We start from the raw sequence: 15,350 nt of genomic DNA on the forward strand, positions 1-15,350 counted from the left end.
GGCTAATGAGCCGCGCTTCATTTTTGGGTCGGACTAATGGGCTGAAAGCAGGCCAATCGGTGGGATAAACTACCTCTGAGACGATGCTGTGAAATCAAGCTCTGCGAGGCGGTTGTGTGATTGCCATCTACCCCGGAAGTTTTGACCCGATTACGTTTGGTCATCTTGACATCATCAAACGCGGGAGTCAGCTGTTTGAGAAAGTGATTGTGGTGGTGGCGGCCAACCCCAATAAGCGATCGCTGTTCGACTCAAACAAACGGATTGAGCAAATTCAAACGGCGGTGCAACCGTTACCCAACGTGGAAATCGACCGGTTTGATGGTCTGACGGTAACCTATGCCAAAATGAAGCAGGCTAAAGTGCTGCTGCGAGGCTTGCGGGTGCTATCTGACTTTGAAAAAGAGTTGCAGATGGCCCATACCAACAAGACTCTGGCAGATGATTTAGAGACCGTGTTTTTAGCGACTTCGACCGAGTACGGCTTTTTAAGCAGTAGTCTAGTGAAAGAAATTGCCCAATACGGAGGCTCAGTCGATCATCTGGTGCCTCCTCACGTTGCCCGGGATATATACCGATGCTACGACAAGACTTAAATTCTACGAATAATCATAATGGCGCTCACAGCGCTGCGGAAGGGGCCGGGGGGGCCAATGAAGCCACCACGGGTCACCATGAAACCGTTAAACGCTTAGATATTCAACAGTCGTTGAATGTGCTCGAAGAGTTGATTTTAGAAAGTCCTCGAGTGCCTTTTTCGGGGCGAACGTTGGTGGATGAAGATCAACTGCTCGAACAGCTCGATCGCATCCGCTTAAATCTACCCACGGTGTTTCAAGAGGCGATTCAGATTGTGCAGCAGCACGATCGCATCATCAGCCAGGCCAATCAATATGCCCAAGAGATGATGGAGGCGGCAGAACAAGAGGCGGCCCGCCGGGTGGATGACCTGAGCATCGTGCAGCAAGCCGAAAGCCAAGCGCGACAAGTTAAGCAACAGTTAGAACAAGATTGTGATGCCTTGCGATCGCAAACGCGATCGGAGATTGAGCAATGGCAAAACGCAGCGGAGCAATATTGGGAAGAAACGCGGCGGAATACCGAAGATGACTGTTTGACCCTGCGCCAAGATGCCGACGCCTACGCGGCTGATGTGTTGCACTCGCTAGAGCAAAAGCTGTCGGACATGATGCGCATTGTCCGGAACGGGCGAACCGCCCTGCCATCCGGATCGGGCACCGTAGATACTATCGCGCGGGCGCAAGAGACGGGTAGTGCGAAAAGTCAGGGCACCGCCTTGCCGGCTCAAAGCGACGGGAACCGGGCCGGGCGATCGCGCCGCAACTTGCCGCCTTCGTGACCGCTTGCCATCACTAAAGAACGCACATGCTGAGTTATTTAAAAGGCACCCTGGTGGATGTGCAAAAACCAGGGGGGCATCGCGTCATCATCACGATCGATGTTCACCAGGTGGGCTACGACTTGCAGGTGACCAGTCGCTTTTTGGCTGAGCTGCCGCCCCTAGGCGAGTCGTTCCAGGTGTTTTGCCATCTGCAAATTCGGGAAGAGTTGCCCGTGGTTTTTGGCTTTGCTAGCCGCTCAGAGCGCGATGTGTTTCGCCAGTTGGTGAGCGTCAGCGGCATCGGCCCCCAAATGGCGATGGCTTTGCTCGACACCCTGGGTTTTCAAGAACTGATTCAAGCGGTGGTGTCTGGCAATACCCGCCTCATTTCCCGCACCAAGGGCGTGGGCAACAAAACCGCCGAGCGCCTGATTTTAGAACTCAAGACGAAGCTGGCGGAATGGCGGCAGCAATCGGGGCTGACGATCACCCCCGGCGGCGGCCCGATGGCCAATGTGCAAGAAGAAGTGGAGATGACGCTGCTGGCCTTGGGCTACACCAATGGCGAAATTGTGAAAGCGCTCCAGGTGATTGGCCGCAACAGCACTCTGGCGAAAAACGACAATGCCGAAGACTGGATTCGCGAGGCGATCGCCTGGCTCAGCCAAGCCACCTAGGAGATCGGCGAGAAAATCACATCCCGGTAACGGCAGTGCTTGGGTGGTTGGGTGGCTGGGTGACTGGGTCAGTTCCAGGTCTGGAGTCGGGACCTTAATTGCCCGTGCATCCCTAAACCGAGCAAAACGACTGGCTAAAGATGCTGTAGAAATTTGGCAGCACGGGTTTGAATCGCTTGCCAATCATGGTTTTTGAGCAAGGATTGGGGGAATAGAGCACTGCCGATGCCGATCGCGATCGCCCCCTGGTGCAGATATTCCCGACCGTTCTCGACGGTAATGCCCCCGGTGGGAATCAGGGGAATGTGACCGATTGGCCCTTGCAAGTGACGGAGGTAAGCGGGGCCGCCGACCGCCTGACAGGGAAACACTTTGACGCCATCAGCGCCCAACTGCCACGCCGTCATAATTTCGGTCGGGGTGAGCGCTCCTGGCATCGCGGGAATTCCTTGGGCTTGGGCGATCGCGAGCAAGGCCGGATCGGTGTGGGGCATAAAGCAAAACTGGGCACCTGCCGCGATCGCGTTTTTGATATCCGTTGGCGTCAAGACAGTGCCGACGCCGACGCCGCAATCAGCCGGTACCGTTGACCGGAGCTGCTGGATGAGTGCGGCGGGGCGATCGCTGGTCCAGGTGATTTCAATCAGCCGGAAGCCCCCGCCCACTGCCGCCTGTGCCATGTGAATCCCGATCGCCAAATCAGGCGCTCGGATAATGGCGATCGCTCGGTGCTGCCGGAGTATTGTTAACCATCGCTCTCGATTCATCACCGCTGCTCACCTCCGCGACTGTTCACTGTATCGCGATGTCCTGTGAACTGGCCCCGATTTTCGCGGCCCCAGTGTCGAAACGCTCAAGTTTCGCTAAGATTCAGCATAATCACTTCATTCACCGGGTTTCTGACCATTCTCCAGGCTGCTCTAGTTCACCTCGCGAGGGTCTAGGGGGCTGTGCCTCCTGACTCGATTGCTCCTTTTTCAATGACCGCCCCCTTGCCATGACTCCGTCCACCGGCTCCGAACGCGACTTTGAACAAGCGACACTCTTAATGGCGGAGTATTGCTTTGATTTGGCTGGCTTTGAAGTCGAGGAACTCGTCGCCATTTGGCATGAACGGTTGGAGGTTGAGCCCAGTTGGATTCGGGCAGCAGTGTTAGAAGCGTTGTATTTGGGACGATACAAAGCCTTTTCGGTCGAACAGATTTTACAGGGCTGGAAACGACGAGGACATCCCGTAAGGCATTTTAATAGCGAGTTTGAGCGCATCGTGCTTGGCCCGGTCGATCCCATTGCGAGCAAGTATGCGGCCCTGACTTCCCTCAGTCCATCAGAGCTGCTGTCACCTCAGTCAGAAGGTCTGACCCAGACGACCGACACCAGTAGCAACGCAGACACAGATGCGGGGACTTCAGAGACCGCCGCTGCGGCCGATTCCGCCGCGGTGATTGATCTGGCGACGGATGACGCCACTGAGGCGAGATCGACCGTTACAGACCTGGAGCCGCAGCAAGAATTGTTTAGTCAGCCCGCCCCGATTCAGCAATTCCAACCCCAGTCAGAATCCTCTGAGTGTTACCAACGATTACAGGCGGTGGCGCATCATGCCGAGTAGTGCCAGGGCTCCTGCCTGTGGGCGATTCGGCAATTTGGTTAGCGGTTGGCATAGACCGTCATCGGCTCTTTGATGAACCGAATGTAGAGATGTTTGAAGGTCGATCGCACCACGCGGGGCATGCCAAAGTCGATGGGCATGAGCTGAGTCGGAAAGTCCCAATCCGCGATCGCCAACTCGTCGGGGTGCGCCAAGGGAAATTCAATCTCTGACCAGTCGGGACAGTAACCCAACCGTATCGACTGCGCCACCGTTGGAATCATGGCTGGATCAGCGCCCAAAATTTTCACCAGCGCCCGATCCAGGGCAAACACATCCGTCGCGGCTCCCAACACGCCCAAAGCTCGGGGTTCACCGCCACTGGGGCCGTTGCCACCGTGCCCGATAATGCCATCCACGATGGTGAGTTGGGGGGCGATGGTGCGCGCCGTTTCCACTAGCATGGTGCCAAAGCGATCGCGATCCTTGCCCGCTTCCATATGCCACCAGGCTTTCATTTTGCCCGGCACGCAGCCAAACAGATTTTTGACGCCCAGGGTCAGGGTGAGCTGAATATGCGACTTGACCTTGGGTAAGTTGATCACCACGTCGGCATTCATCGCTTCTTTGGACAGCCGTAAATGGGCCAGTTCGCCGCTGGCGTCAGTGGCGTAGCGGTGACCATGCAGCTCTCGCACCGGAACGCCCGCTTTATCCAGCCAGGGAAGATAGCCATTCGCCTTGGCGACCCCGTGGGCGCTGCCAAAAGCGGGGCTGTCGCCCAAAAAGGGATGGCCGCCCGCCGCTTTCACCAGTTCTGCCACGCAATAGACAACTTCCGGTCGAGTGACGCATTCCTTCGTCGGTCTCGCGCCGGTCAGCAAATTCGGTTTCAAGAGCACGCGATCGCCGGGTTTCACAATGGCACTCATGCCGCCCAAGGGCTCAAGCATCTGTTCTAGCTGCAACATCAACTCGTCGATGGCGTAGCTCTGGGCTTTGACTAGAGAGACAGTAGTGGGCATGGGCGGGGAAAAACGGTTGTGATTTCCTTGTCAGGATAAAGCAATTGCCTCGGAAAGTCAGAAGTCGGTGGGCTGCTACTAGTTGTCGTCGGAGCCGACTCCTGCGGGAGGCTTAATCTAGTCGTCAAGAGGTTGCCTGTTGGCGGAGGTACTCGTAGGTGGCGATCGCCCCCGCAGTCGCCACATTCAGCGACTCTACACAGCCCCACTGGGGAATCTCCACCACCGCATCGCATTGCCGTATCAGGGCAGCGGGAATGCCCGTCAGCTCTCGGCCTAATAGCAGGGCCGTCTGGGCAGGAAAGGTGAACTGCGGCAGGGCGATCGCTTGGGGATGGCGGGTCAGGGCGATGACGGTGAGCCCTTGCTGCTGTTGTTGCGTGATCCAGTCAGGGAGGCGATCGCTGGGGCAAATGCGGATGGGTTGCCACTGATCCGCCGAGACCGCCACCTTCCGAAAATCGCGATCGGTCAGGATGTCCGCATTGGACACAACCAGTTCCTGCAAGCGCCACACTTCTGCCGTGCGACAGAGGGCACCCAGATTCATGGGATTTTGCACCAAGCTGGCACAAAGCGTCAGCGGGTGACGACGAGAAGAGTGGAGCGATCGCGAAGCCATGATGCAGAAGGGTGGCGGCGGGTTCCAGGGGACGGTTCCTTCTTCAGTTCAGGGGACGGTTCCTTGGAGAAGGAACCGTCCCCTAGCGTTATCTAAGCACCGAAATATTCGGGTTCGTTACCCGGCGTCCACTTGATATTGCAGCCGATGCTGGGCTTTTGGTCAGGGCTCAAGGTGCCCCCCGCCAAAACCGTATCAATCGCCGCCCGCAGGTCTGCACCGGTGACGGGTAGTTCATCCATGCCGGGGCGACTGCCGTCGAGCTGACCGCGATAGACGAGTTTGCGATCGCCATCAAACACATAGAAATCCGGCGTGCAAGCAGCGGTGTAAGCCTTCGCCACCGCCTGCGATTCGTCAAAGCAGTAGGGAAAATTGAAGCCCAATGTTTCGGCCATTTCCTTTAACTGCTCGGGGCCGTCCTGAGGGTGCGTTTGCAAGCTATTAGAGCTGATCGCGAGAATGCCCACATTTTTTGGCACATAGTCCTGGCCGAGCCGAGCCAGCTCATCTTGCACATGCTTGACGAAGGGGCAGTGCTGACAGATGAACATCACCACCAAGGCCGACTTGCCCGCAAAGGTGTCGAGGGAAATGGGGTCGCCACTGACCACATCCGGGAGCGCAAAATCGGGGGCGGGGGTGCCGAGTGCCAACATGGTGGAGCTGACCATGACCATAATGAAAAATCCTCTCTGCATCGTTATTTGCGTGGTTTCATCCTACCAAGCTCGCCCCGATCGCAGCGGCCAGGCCGACGCCATCGCCAGACCGGCTACCCCGACCACCGATTGCGATACGCTGAAGATTCAGGGCGAAAATAGGCGTATGGGCAGAGAACAGGTCACCTTTTGGCGCGATCGCGCTTTAACTAATGGAGAAGTCTTACAGTCGATGACTGGGGCTCGGGCGGGTAGTCATGAGCGCCACGCAGGGGAGGCCGCCCATGGCGATCGCCCCTGATGCGACTGGCAAAACCAGTCCTGGACAAGAATTTTGGGCAGGGGCGCGACAAACGATTCCCCTGATTGTGGGCGCGATTCCCTTTGGGATTATTTTTGGCACCCTGGCACAGACCAGCGGCTTGTCGTTTGGTGCTGCCGCTGCCATGTCAGCCTTAGTTTTTGCGGGATCGTCGCAATTTATCGCCTTGGGATTGCTCGCCACGGGGTCACCGGTTGGCCTCATTGTGCTCACCACCTGGGTCGTCAATCTGCGCCACCTGCTATACGCCGTGGGCCTAGTGCCCTATTTGCAAGCTTTGGCCCCCGCCTGGAAGGTAGCCTTGGGCTTCTGGCTCACCGATGAAACCTTTATGGTGGCGATTCAGCGCTACCGACAGCCGGATCCGTCGCCTGACAAACATTGGTTCCAGCTCGGTTCGGCGTTAGCCATGTATGGCAACTGGCAGCTCTGTACCTGGCTGGGTCTGACGTTAGGACAAGCGATGCCAAATGCCGCCAACTGGGGCCTCGATTTTGCCATGGTCGCGACGTTTATTGGCATGACGCTGCCCTATCTCAAGACTCGGCCCATGGTGGCGACGGTGCTCGTGGCGGGCATCACCGCGCTGCTGGCGCGATCGCTGCCCCATCAACTCGGCATTATGGTGGCGGCGATCGCGGGCATCTTCACGGGCGTTCTAGTCGAAACCACCCAAAAACCCGAGGTTCCACACCCATGAATGATTCCGAATGGCTGCTGATTGGCGGGATGGCATTGGTCACCTTTGGCATTCGCTATCCCGTGTTGGCGCTGAGTGGTCGCCTCCAGCTACCGCCCCGCCTGCTGCAAGCGTTGAACTATGTGCCCCCAGCGGTGCTGACGGCGATCGTGGTGCCAGCGGTCTTGGTCGAAGCGGGTGACCTGTGGATCAGCTGGCAGAATCCGCGACTGATTGGCGCGATCGCCGCGATCGCGATCGGCCTCTGGCGGCAAAACCTGCTGCTGACCATTGTTGTGGGCATGGCGGCCTTCCTCCTTTGGCAATTCATTGTGTGAGGGCAGCTGCGGGTGAAGCCGCGATCGCGCTGGGAGGATGCGCCGCCTTACCGAAACCGGCCAAGAGTCTGGTAACTTTCAACCTACTCCGGGTCGGAAATGCTGGTTATCTTGGCGGTAATTAAGTCAGTCCCCCGTTCTCTCGCCCCCGGAGTTGTCCCCATGTCCACACTGCAAAATATCAACATCGGTCGCCTCCTGCTCGCGATCGCCATTACCGTACTGATTGCTGACACCACCCCTACCCCCAGCCTGTCAGCGGGACTGTGGGACAGTGCTTGGGGACGCTTAGCCACTAACTTGATCAGCGGTCAGGGTGCCGCTACTGCCCACACTGCATTGGCTCAGCTAGCAGCCAATGATTAATCAACCTTGAAGGGATGGAAATCGGGATGGCGATCGCGTTCCCCAGCATCACACTACTCATCCGCATCAGCCAACAACGCAGCCACTTGGGTAGACAACTCACGGGCGGCGGCTCGTTGCCCCATCACAGTCGCCCGCTCGATAAACTGCGGCAAGGGAAGCGCGGGCAATTAAAGTACCGCCTCCAGACCCGGAACTGACCCAGCTACCCAGCTACCCAGCTACCCAGCTACCCAGCTACCCAAACACTGCCGTCACCGGGATGTTATTCTCCCGCCGATCCCTAAGGCCTGTACGGGCATCTGCGGAAACGCCAAGCTCTGCTGCACTTCCTCATAGGCTAACTGCGCCTCATCCAGTTGATAAATGGTCAGAGCCCCCCGCCGCAGTCGCCATAGTTCCGGAATTTTTAACGCCAGATAAATCGGCAATTTATTCAACGAAGAACTGGTGTTGTCGACTTCAATCGCCAAATCTGGCGGTGGGTGAATTTTGAAGTCCAGCTGGCCAATCCCGCGCACAACGGCTTCATTTTGAATATAAAAACAACAGTCCGGCTCCAAGCCCTTTTTTTGTTCTGGATTTTTCATCGTGAGCGAGCCTAGACTGCGAACCTCCAGCCCCAGGGCATCAATAAAAACAGTGACAAACTGATCAAACAGGCGGGTCGATTCTTCGTGTCCCTCTAGTAGTGGAGTCATAATTTCCAGCACCCCATCACAGTAGGCAAATCGCTTGTTGCGGTTATCGCCTGTCTCCACCAGCAAGCGTTCAAAAGTCTCCCAACTGACTCCCTCCAATAGGATGCGCGTCTCGGTCTGGGGCCAAGTTGAGACTGCGGCTTGAGGCGGCGTAGGAGCGATCGTCATGGATATCACCAGACTCGGCATACTGTGATTATTTTAGACGCCACTCCCAGCAAAGCTCATTTACCCAACTCCCCAAGCACCCTGCCACCCTCACACGCTTACCCCGGCGGCTGAGCCAAATTCCGAAAGCGGGTGTACTGCGGCTCAAACAGCAGCTTCACCGTTCCCGTCGGGCCATTCCGGTGTTTGGTAATGATGATTTCAGTAATCCCGCGATCGGGGGTATCGGGATCGTAATATTCCTCGCGATACAGCATCATAATCACGTCCGCATCCTGCTCGATCGAGCCGCTTTCCCTCAGGTCAGACATCATAGGTCGCTTGTTGGTGCGCGATTCGACGCCCCGGCTCAGCTGCGAGAGAGAAATGATGGGGACGTTCAGTTCACGAGCCAGACCTTTGAGCGATCGCGTGATTTTCGACAATTCTTGCACCCGGTTGTCGCTGCTGCCTTCCATCAACTGCAAGTAGTCGATGAGAATCAGCCCCAGTGCGCCGCCCTGCTCCGCTTGCAGCCGCCGCGCCTTCGACCGCATTTCGTTCACCGTAATGTTCGGCGTATCGTCAATGAAAACGGGCATTTCGGAGAGCTGATTGATGCCCTGACCGAGAATCGTCCACTCATTCGGATTCAGGCGGCCCGTGCGCAGACGACTGGTTTCCAGAGCCAGTTCGCTAGAGAGCAGACGGTAAACAAGCTGCTGCTTCGACATCTCTAAGCTAAAGATAGCCACTGGCAGCTTTTGGGTGCTGGCAATATTCCGCGCAATGTTCAGCACGAAGGCAGTGTTATGAACGCAAATGTCGTTGGCAACGAAGTTATGAGTTTCTGGAATAGTTAAGTCGTAGACCTGTTTTTCCCCCACTGGGGTAATTTCGACAATTTCGTCCCAGTAAACGTCGCTCGTGGCGATCGCCTGCAATTCCGCATTCTCTAAAGCAGTGGCGAGGGCAAAGAGGCGATCGCGGCTGAGCGCCCGCTGACCGACATGAATATTGCTAGTGCCTTGGAGTCCCGCCCGCGTTGCCAGGGATCGCCAAGACTCTGCTCCCTTTGCGGTCTCAAGGTACGGCCAAATTGCCACCGGGATTAAGTCGCGGTTCGTTTGGTACCGTCGTTTGGCCAGCGCCTCAGATGCCTCTTCGAGAGCAGCTTCTTTGCCCAAAATACCGATGTCGCTAATGAACGTTTTGATCGAAAGCGCATCCGTGATATCGAGCTGCCATGCCGGTCGTCGCGATGCTTGATACTTAACAGCCCGAAGCTTGAGCCGCGCAATAATGCCAAAGCGGAGCAGCAAATGTTGGACTTGCCGAGCGAGCGGTTCGCTCACCGTCGCGAAACCTAACTGCACTTGACCGCTGGCAAGCACTGCGGCCCAACCATCCGTCGCAAAGAGACGGTTGAGAAATAGAGCCAACTGCGTCTTTTTAAGTTTGAAGATGGGAGCCGGAATCGTTTTTGTATGGGCCGATTTACCCCATAGATCTAAGTCTTGCAGCCAAAGCGTCATCGTGTTTTGACTCATCCACCGAATCGTGGCAAGGCCATCAGGCACCAACTGCTCTGGAGGCATGGATAAAAGCTGGCAGAGTGCGGCAAAGGTCTTGACGTTAGGAGCACACTCACCTTGTTGCCACAGCGTCAAGAGCCCTGGGCTCACCTTAAGCTGCTCAGCAAACCAGCGAGCCGCATGGCCCGATGCCTGAATATGCTGACGCAGCGTAGCGCCAAATCGTTGGCGTTGGACTTGAACTTCAGCGTTATCAGCGGTGACGTGAAAGGTCGCGGTGCGCTGGCCGCGAGCATTCTCTTCTCGGACCTTAACACCAGGAAATTGCAGCGCTGCTTGCGTGAAATCGACCTGCAAAATAGGATTTTCGTTGGTGAATTGCGGAGCGGTTTGGGTTAAGCAGCCATCGCCAATCAGATAGGCCAGTACTTTGACTTGGTGCGCCGGTAGTGTGTCAGTCCCAAAGATGGGGAGGCAGCGAGGCACCGCAATTTTGGCACCAACCTGGAGTTCGGCTAACGGTTGCCATCCCGAGAGGGTCAGGTAAGGATGGCTCAATGTCGTCTCAATGACTCTGCCCGTACTGGTTCGGACTTGATACACGGGCTTGATGCCATCATCCACATAAGCGCTAGGACGAGTTGGGTGAAACCGCCAATCGGTTCCGAGTGTCAGCAACTCGGCAGCTTGAGTCTGATAGATATCCCCGATAGTCTTCAGGCTGCCATCGGCGAGCAAGATTTCGGCATCGGCGCTCAAGCACTTACCCATTGACGGCCGGCCGGCGGCGATGATCAGGTCCGATCGCTGAAAGCCCTGGGTCATCGCGTCCAGATCGTAAAAACCGCAGGGCACACCGGGCAGGACGATGCCCTCGGCGCGTTCTTCGATTTCGGCAAAGGTTTCGATTAGGATGTCGGCGGTGGAGGTGAGGGCCTGCTGGGGGCGCTCTTGGGTGATGGCAAAGAGTTTTTGCTCCGCCGCATCTAGAGTCGTTTCGAGGGGCTGATCGGCCTCAAAGCCCAGCTGAGAAATTTCGCCACCGATTTGGATCAACCGCCGCCGCATGAATTTCTCCATGACGAGTTGGGCGTATTGGTCAATGTTGGCGGCGCTGAGGGTGCGATCGACCAGTTGGGCGATGCGGCTAGTGCCGCCGACTTTTTCCAGCAGGTCGCGATCTTTGAGCCAGTTCGTCACCGTCATCAGGTCGGTGGGAAGGCCACGACTGTGCAAATCCATCGCGGCCCGGTACACAGTTTTGTGGGCGCTGATGTAAAAGGCGTCAGCGTTGAGAATTTCCAGGACGCGCCCGATCGCTTCGGGATCGAGCAAAACGCCGCCCAAAATGGCCTCTTCTGCATCGACATTTTGGGGCGGCAGGCGATCGCTATAGCCTTGAAAATCCAGATTCTGAACCATTCCCCTCTCCGCAGTGGTCGCGTCGCATCCTTTACCCTAGCGGATTCTTTTGGCAAATAGGGGGTTCGGCGTTTAGCGTCAGAACTGACGCGACTTTACAACCTACTCTTGTGCCCAGTTAGCGGGCAATTGGAGGCTCAAAAGCGAGGATCGCGAGGGGACAATCCCACAGCTGCAAAAACTTCCGTGGATTACCGAAGTTACTCCATGCCATGAAAATTCTAGGCTTCGCAGGGCGCTGCCTGGGCCTGGAGCGTCAACTAGGTACCCCATTCGCTCAACTGGTACCTAACGCTACAAACAGGCCGTTCGACGTTGGTTACGCTAAGGTGAAATCGGATCTTTAATTTTTGTAAAAGCTAGCTTTCTTGGTGCCGTTTTATGCGTCAAATAGCCGTCGATCTTTTTCAGCTCTTGATTGAAGCGGGAGCTGTGCCTGGGCAAGATTTTTCTTGTGATGCCGAGCAGGCTGCTTTTCACCTGAACGAACGCTGCTACGACTTGTTGCGGGCGGCATTTCCCGAAGTTGACTGGTTGGATGTGCTGGGCGCGCCCCACACCGGATTCCAGCATCAAATTGAGGCGCTACATCAGGCTCTGGGCAATTGTTTCGTCGATCAGCTTGTCGCTTTGATGGTGGCGCGTTTGGCAGCCTTGCCAGACGCTGAAGCGGCGGGCTATGTGCAAGCAATTTTGGTCGGGGTCGAGAGTGCCACCGGCATCGCCCTTTTTCCCTTTTTGCAGGCGGCGCTCGACTTGGCAGGACAAGCTCGATTAGAGTGGCTGCTGCGGCAGACGGCGATCGCCATTCCCGGCGAGCTTTGCTTGCAAGATCTGTTGCAGGCTGCTGGAGCGACCGCTCAAGATTACGAAACTCACGCTGGCGAACTGTGGCTCACGGAGGCGGGCTGGCAACGACTCGCACTGGTATGGGACGGCGAATGTACGCTCGGGACGCGGGTCGAAGAGCTCCAGCCGCGATCGCCCAAACATCCTTCTTAATCGCCAGTGCCACGAGCCTGTGAGCAGACGCCAGAAAAGCGACAAAGCACTGCAAGTTAGCGCTGAGCAGCCCAGGGGAATGGCTGGATCGATGGCATCACGTTGGCATTCGGGGCTGAGGCTCTGGCTCCTAATCCCGCTTGTTAAAGTGAATGAGTTTTATGTTCGGCAATATTTAGAGTCATGCTCCAAAAAGCCTTTACCAACCTTTCTAGCTGGAGCGAAAAGCCCTACGGTGAGCACATTTTGTTTTGGTTTGCCCTGGCGGAATCGTGCGTCGTCCCCTTGCCTGCCGACCCGTTATTACTGGCGTTGTGTACGGGCGCACCGCAGCGATCGCTGCGGTTTGCGCTGATTTGTGGCCTGGGCTCTGTATTGGGCGGCCTGTTGGGCTATGCGATTGGCCATTATGCCTTCGATACGATCGGCATTGCGGTGGTGCAGTTCTATGACCCGGAACTTAAAACCTTTAGCCAGGTTGAAGGTATTTATGAGCGATGGGGCTTTTGGGGCGTGTTGATGGCGGCGGTCACTCCGATTCCTTACAAGATCTTCACGCTGGCTTCAGGTGTCTTTCACTTTGATTTTGGGCAGTTTGTTTTGGCGTCGGTAATTGGCCGTAATGCGCGGTTTCTCATGGTGGGGAGCGTGATGGCCTACGGTGGCGATCGCGTACAAACCTGGGTGCAAACTTCCTCCGAGCGGCTGCTATGGGTGGGGTTAGGGGTCGCCGTGCTGGGCTTGGTCGCCCTAAAGCTCCTCTAAGCCGGATAATGATGAAGCTGTGGTTATGAGTGTGGTCAATGGCCCGTCTTTCGGTTGAGCTTGAGCAATTCTTTTTTGATGAATCGCGCTCTGAACAGGTAATCCTGGCCGACATCTTAAATCTGGCGGAAGAGCGTACCTTCGGCTTTTTGTTTGTGTTACTGGCTTTGCCGTCAGCGTTACCGATTCCGGCACCAGGCTATTCGATTCCTTTTGGGATTTTGATGTTTGTGCTGGCAGTGCAGCTCATTGCCGGGCGGCATCGCCCCTGGTTGCCTGCCCGTTGGAAGGAAAAAGGCTTTGGCCTGGCTCAAATCCAAAAGGTGGTCAAAGCGGGATTGCCGTGGTTGCGGCGCATTGAAGTGCTGTCGCGACCGCGATTGACTCCCATTTGCACGAGTCGAGCGGGGCGGATCGTTTTAGGGCTCGCGATCGCGCTGATGTCGATATGCATGATGATTCCTATTCCCGGCACCAACACCTTGCCCGCGATCGGTATTTTTGTGATTGGGTTTGGCCTGCTTGATGACGATGGCTTTATCAGCCTCGCGGGTCTCACCATTTGTCTGCTGGCGCTGGCCCTTGTCAGCGTCATTATATTTGCTGGGGTACAAGGGGGCTCCGCGGCTGTGAAGTTTATTCTGAACGGATTTTCGATGCCAATTGCTGAGTAATTAGCGCCGCCAGAGAATTATATTCACGGTAACAATTCGCCTTTATTAACATTCCCCAGTCGCCCAACCTGACGGAGATAATTAGCCCTTCTATAATTATCCGCATCAAGGCATCATCGGTTTGGGATCAGTGAAATTAGCGCTGAAATCGACAGATTCAAGGGGGCTCTCGTTAAATTGGATGATCCTAAACGGGATGTGCTAACGGCTCTCAGAAGGGTTGATACACCCGAAATGATGGCCTAGATATCGCCACAAACTGCAACGAAACATTGCGGCGACCGGGCTAAACCTCAAGTATTTCTAAGAGTTTCCCAACCATAAATGGCGAGTGTTTACGATATAAGTATCGATTCGGCAAAGCTCAGGAAGGTGGGTATGGATAGGACCTTGTTGCTGCTCTTAGTCATTAGCGGTCTGCTGCTTGTGGTGTTGGCTCCCCATGCGACCCTGACGCTTACCGCCGCGATCGCACTTTCTGTTCTCACAACGCGGCTGATTTGGGCCTTTGTCCAATCCTTTGAATCGGTCACACCTCGTCAGGCCACTGATTAGTTTTATTTGAAATCTCTCGTTTGACGCATGGTTTTGGTACCTGTCACGGTGGGTGGAGTTGCAAGTTGCAGCCCCACCCTTTTTCTGTGTCAAGCATTGTCGCCAAACTGTCCTTCCACAGTTTCCTGCGTGGTTTGTCTGATCCAATCAGCAGGGGTTTCCGATACACCCTACAATCATCTATGGGCTGGACGAGGAAGACCGAAAGTATGACGGCGTTAGACGACATCACTCAACAATGGTCAACCAGATTGGCCAATGAGCTGGCTGACGAGAGCGAAAATTCCCGCAAAAGCATCTTGAAGTGGCTACTCGGTTCTGATCCTGAGCGGTTTGATGAAGCCGAACCAGCGAAGCTCAAAATTCTCACCCAAGCGTTGGAATACCGTTATCAGATTTTGCGTCAGCGCTATTGGCAGGTCGGTCCCGATCGCGGCTACAAAAATCTCATCAAGCGCCTGAGCAGTCTGTTTTTGGTGCGGAGCAAAGTCCGTACGTGGATTGCCCTCAGCCGCGATCGCCGCCGCACTGTAACCGACGTGCTGCAAGAAGTGATTCAAGAAATGCTGCAAAACGATCGCTATCTGAAGTCACAGGTGCAATGGATTGGTCAGTGCTCCTCCCGACCCCCGATTCGCAACTTGCTGATGCTCGCCACGGTTGAAGAATATTGCCTGCGGCCCATTCGTAATCAACCCTTATTGGTTTACCGCTTTGTCAACTATTTGCGGCGATCGCAGCGTGGCGGCATGACTAATGTTCCCTCTGGGGAAATGATTCGCCTGATTTCTGAAGAAGTCGGCACCGACGAGCCCGATTCCTCCATGAGTCTGTTGGATTTGGAAGCGGTCGCCAAGTACGAAATGCAGACCGACGCCGAACAAGCGCAAGTGGCCCGCGAGCAGGTGAAAGCCAGCTTCGCCAC

At 55.8% G+C, this 15,350-nt stretch carries 18 protein-coding genes and 1 pseudogene; 13 read left to right on the plus strand and 6 right to left on the minus strand.

Going from position 1 to position 15,350, the window contains the following annotated elements; all coding sequences use genetic code 11:
- Positions 1-116: 116 nt before the first annotated feature.
- The 3 genes from coaD to ruvA are packed head-to-tail and all read left to right on the plus strand — an operon-like array spanning position 117 to position 2,019.
- On the plus strand, positions 117-596 hold the full coding sequence (gene coaD, locus JUK32_RS09300; RefSeq protein ID WP_204138582.1) for a pantetheine-phosphate adenylyltransferase: 480 nt from the start codon (positions 117-119) through the stop codon (positions 594-596).
- Complete coding sequence (locus JUK32_RS09305) at positions 578-1,360, plus strand: hypothetical protein (RefSeq protein WP_204138583.1); 783 nt, start codon at positions 578-580, stop codon at positions 1,358-1,360. The genes coaD and JUK32_RS09305 overlap by 19 nt, the downstream gene beginning before the upstream one ends.
- Positions 1,361-1,386: 26 nt before the next feature.
- Complete coding sequence (gene ruvA / locus JUK32_RS09310) at positions 1,387-2,019, plus strand: Holliday junction branch migration protein RuvA (protein ID WP_204138584.1); 633 nt, start codon at positions 1,387-1,389, stop codon at positions 2,017-2,019.
- A gap of 134 nt (positions 2,020-2,153) precedes the next feature.
- Here the strand turns inward: ruvA and JUK32_RS09315 are convergent, their stop codons facing one another.
- Positions 2,154-2,786 (minus strand): bifunctional 4-hydroxy-2-oxoglutarate aldolase/2-dehydro-3-deoxy-phosphogluconate aldolase, encoded by a 633-nt coding sequence (locus tag JUK32_RS09315; RefSeq protein WP_204138599.1) that lies wholly within the window; start codon positions 2,784-2,786, stop codon positions 2,154-2,156.
- A 230-nt stretch (positions 2,787-3,016) separates the two neighbouring features.
- Between JUK32_RS09315 and JUK32_RS09320 the strand changes: the two genes are divergently transcribed.
- The gene (locus tag JUK32_RS09320; RefSeq protein ID WP_204138600.1) at positions 3,017-3,631 is read left to right on the plus strand and encodes a hypothetical protein; all 615 of its coding nucleotides are present in this window, start codon (positions 3,017-3,019) and stop codon (positions 3,629-3,631) included.
- A 38-nt stretch (positions 3,632-3,669) separates the two neighbouring features.
- On the opposite strand, the gene JUK32_RS09325 is transcribed toward JUK32_RS09320, so the two are convergent.
- The 3 genes from JUK32_RS09325 to JUK32_RS09335 form a co-directional block, all read right to left on the minus strand.
- Positions 3,670-4,635 (minus strand): DUF362 domain-containing protein, encoded by a 966-nt coding sequence (locus JUK32_RS09325; protein WP_204138585.1) that lies wholly within the window; start codon positions 4,633-4,635, stop codon positions 3,670-3,672.
- Positions 4,636-4,759: 124 nt separating this feature from the next.
- Entirely contained in the window at positions 4,760-5,257 is a 498-nt protein-coding gene (locus JUK32_RS09330) for an RNA methyltransferase (protein ID WP_204138586.1), read from the minus strand.
- A 92-nt stretch (positions 5,258-5,349) separates the two neighbouring features.
- The gene (locus tag JUK32_RS09335; protein WP_204138587.1) at positions 5,350-5,937 is read right to left on the minus strand and encodes a thioredoxin family protein; all 588 of its coding nucleotides are present in this window, start codon (positions 5,935-5,937) and stop codon (positions 5,350-5,352) included.
- On the opposite strand from JUK32_RS09335, the gene JUK32_RS09340 reads away from it, so the two are divergent.
- The 4 genes from JUK32_RS09340 to JUK32_RS09355 all read left to right on the plus strand — a co-directional run bounded on the left by JUK32_RS09340 (position 5,930) and on the right by JUK32_RS09355 (position 7,624).
- Positions 5,930-6,220 (plus strand): hypothetical protein, encoded by a 291-nt coding sequence (locus JUK32_RS09340; protein WP_204138588.1) that lies wholly within the window; start codon positions 5,930-5,932, stop codon positions 6,218-6,220. The genes JUK32_RS09335 and JUK32_RS09340 overlap by 8 nt on opposite strands.
- A complete protein-coding gene (locus tag JUK32_RS09345) occupies positions 6,204-6,941 on the plus strand; it encodes an AzlC family ABC transporter permease (protein WP_204138589.1) in 738 nt (245 codons plus the stop codon). Before JUK32_RS09340 ends, JUK32_RS09345 begins: the two co-directional genes overlap by 17 nt.
- Positions 6,938-7,258 (plus strand): AzlD domain-containing protein, encoded by a 321-nt coding sequence (locus JUK32_RS09350; protein ID WP_204138590.1) that lies wholly within the window; start codon positions 6,938-6,940, stop codon positions 7,256-7,258. Before JUK32_RS09345 ends, JUK32_RS09350 begins: the two co-directional genes overlap by 4 nt.
- A 162-nt stretch (positions 7,259-7,420) precedes the next feature.
- Complete coding sequence (locus JUK32_RS09355; protein WP_204138591.1) at positions 7,421-7,624, plus strand: hypothetical protein; 204 nt, start codon at positions 7,421-7,423, stop codon at positions 7,622-7,624.
- 254 nt (positions 7,625-7,878) lie between these two features.
- Here the strand turns inward: JUK32_RS09355 and JUK32_RS09360 are convergent, their stop codons facing one another.
- A complete protein-coding gene (locus JUK32_RS09360; RefSeq protein WP_204138592.1) occupies positions 7,879-8,493 on the minus strand; it encodes a Uma2 family endonuclease in 615 nt (204 codons plus the stop codon).
- A gap of 98 nt (positions 8,494-8,591) precedes the next feature.
- Positions 8,592-11,429 carry a replicative DNA helicase gene (gene dnaB, locus JUK32_RS09365; protein WP_204138593.1) on the minus strand — a complete coding sequence of 946 codons (2,838 nt, stop codon included), beginning with the start codon at positions 11,427-11,429 and terminating at the stop codon, positions 8,592-8,594.
- 381 nt (positions 11,430-11,810) lie between these two features.
- Between dnaB and JUK32_RS09370 the strand changes: the two genes are divergently transcribed.
- The 5 genes and pseudogenes from JUK32_RS09370 to JUK32_RS09390 all read left to right on the plus strand — a co-directional run.
- The gene (locus tag JUK32_RS09370; protein WP_204138594.1) at positions 11,811-12,431 is read left to right on the plus strand and encodes a hypothetical protein; all 621 of its coding nucleotides are present in this window, start codon (positions 11,811-11,813) and stop codon (positions 12,429-12,431) included.
- Between the two features lie 183 nt (positions 12,432-12,614).
- Positions 12,615-13,196, plus strand: a complete 582-nt coding sequence (locus JUK32_RS09375; RefSeq protein WP_204138595.1) for a YqaA family protein — start codon at positions 12,615-12,617, stop codon at positions 13,194-13,196.
- 38 nt (positions 13,197-13,234) lie between these two features.
- Positions 13,235-13,870, plus strand: a complete 636-nt coding sequence (locus tag JUK32_RS09380; protein ID WP_204138596.1) for an exopolysaccharide biosynthesis protein — start codon at positions 13,235-13,237, stop codon at positions 13,868-13,870.
- 378 nt (positions 13,871-14,248) lie between these two features.
- A complete protein-coding gene (locus tag JUK32_RS09385) occupies positions 14,249-14,425 on the plus strand; it encodes a hypothetical protein (RefSeq protein WP_204138597.1) in 177 nt (58 codons plus the stop codon).
- A gap of 209 nt (positions 14,426-14,634) precedes the next feature.
- Positions 14,635-15,350 (plus strand): annotated as a pseudogene (locus tag JUK32_RS09390) (hypothetical protein); the annotation flags it as partial.

Source organism: Halomicronema sp. CCY15110 (assembly GCF_016888165.1).
In the GTDB taxonomy this organism is placed as follows: Bacteria; Cyanobacteriota; Cyanobacteriia; order Phormidesmidales; family Phormidesmidaceae; genus Halomicronema.

Bases quoted from the DNA above. Each gene is read 5' to 3' on its own strand.
- JUK32_RS09315 (WP_204138599.1), bottom strand. From the start codon at position 2,786: ATGAATCGAGAGCGATGGTTAACAATACTCCGGCAGCACCGAGCGATC.
- JUK32_RS09370 (WP_204138594.1), top strand. From the start codon at position 11,811: ATGCGTCAAATAGCCGTCGATCTTTTTCAGCTCTTGATTGAAGCGGGA.
- JUK32_RS09385 (WP_204138597.1), top strand. From the start codon at position 14,249: ATGGATAGGACCTTGTTGCTGCTCTTAGTCATTAGCGGTCTGCTGCTT.
- JUK32_RS09340 (WP_204138588.1), top strand. From the start codon at position 5,930: ATGACCATAATGAAAAATCCTCTCTGCATCGTTATTTGCGTGGTTTCA.
- JUK32_RS09305 (WP_204138583.1), top strand. From the start codon at position 578: ATGCTACGACAAGACTTAAATTCTACGAATAATCATAATGGCGCTCAC.
- JUK32_RS09335 (WP_204138587.1), bottom strand. From the start codon at position 5,937: ATGGTCATGGTCAGCTCCACCATGTTGGCACTCGGCACCCCCGCCCCC.
- JUK32_RS09330 (WP_204138586.1), bottom strand. From the start codon at position 5,257: ATGGCTTCGCGATCGCTCCACTCTTCTCGTCGTCACCCGCTGACGCTT.
- ruvA (WP_204138584.1), top strand. From the start codon at position 1,387: ATGCTGAGTTATTTAAAAGGCACCCTGGTGGATGTGCAAAAACCAGGG.
- JUK32_RS09380 (WP_204138596.1), top strand. From the start codon at position 13,235: ATGGCCCGTCTTTCGGTTGAGCTTGAGCAATTCTTTTTTGATGAATCG.
- JUK32_RS09375 (WP_204138595.1), top strand. From the start codon at position 12,615: ATGCTCCAAAAAGCCTTTACCAACCTTTCTAGCTGGAGCGAAAAGCCC.
- JUK32_RS09320 (WP_204138600.1), top strand. From the start codon at position 3,017: ATGACTCCGTCCACCGGCTCCGAACGCGACTTTGAACAAGCGACACTC.
- dnaB (WP_204138593.1), bottom strand. From the start codon at position 11,429: ATGGTTCAGAATCTGGATTTTCAAGGCTATAGCGATCGCCTGCCGCCC.
- JUK32_RS09355 (WP_204138591.1), top strand. From the start codon at position 7,421: ATGTCCACACTGCAAAATATCAACATCGGTCGCCTCCTGCTCGCGATC.
- JUK32_RS09325 (WP_204138585.1), bottom strand. From the start codon at position 4,635: ATGCCCACTACTGTCTCTCTAGTCAAAGCCCAGAGCTACGCCATCGAC.
- JUK32_RS09360 (WP_204138592.1), bottom strand. From the start codon at position 8,493: ATGACGATCGCTCCTACGCCGCCTCAAGCCGCAGTCTCAACTTGGCCC.
- JUK32_RS09350 (WP_204138590.1), top strand. From the start codon at position 6,938: ATGAATGATTCCGAATGGCTGCTGATTGGCGGGATGGCATTGGTCACC.
- JUK32_RS09345 (WP_204138589.1), top strand. From the start codon at position 6,204: ATGGCGATCGCCCCTGATGCGACTGGCAAAACCAGTCCTGGACAAGAA.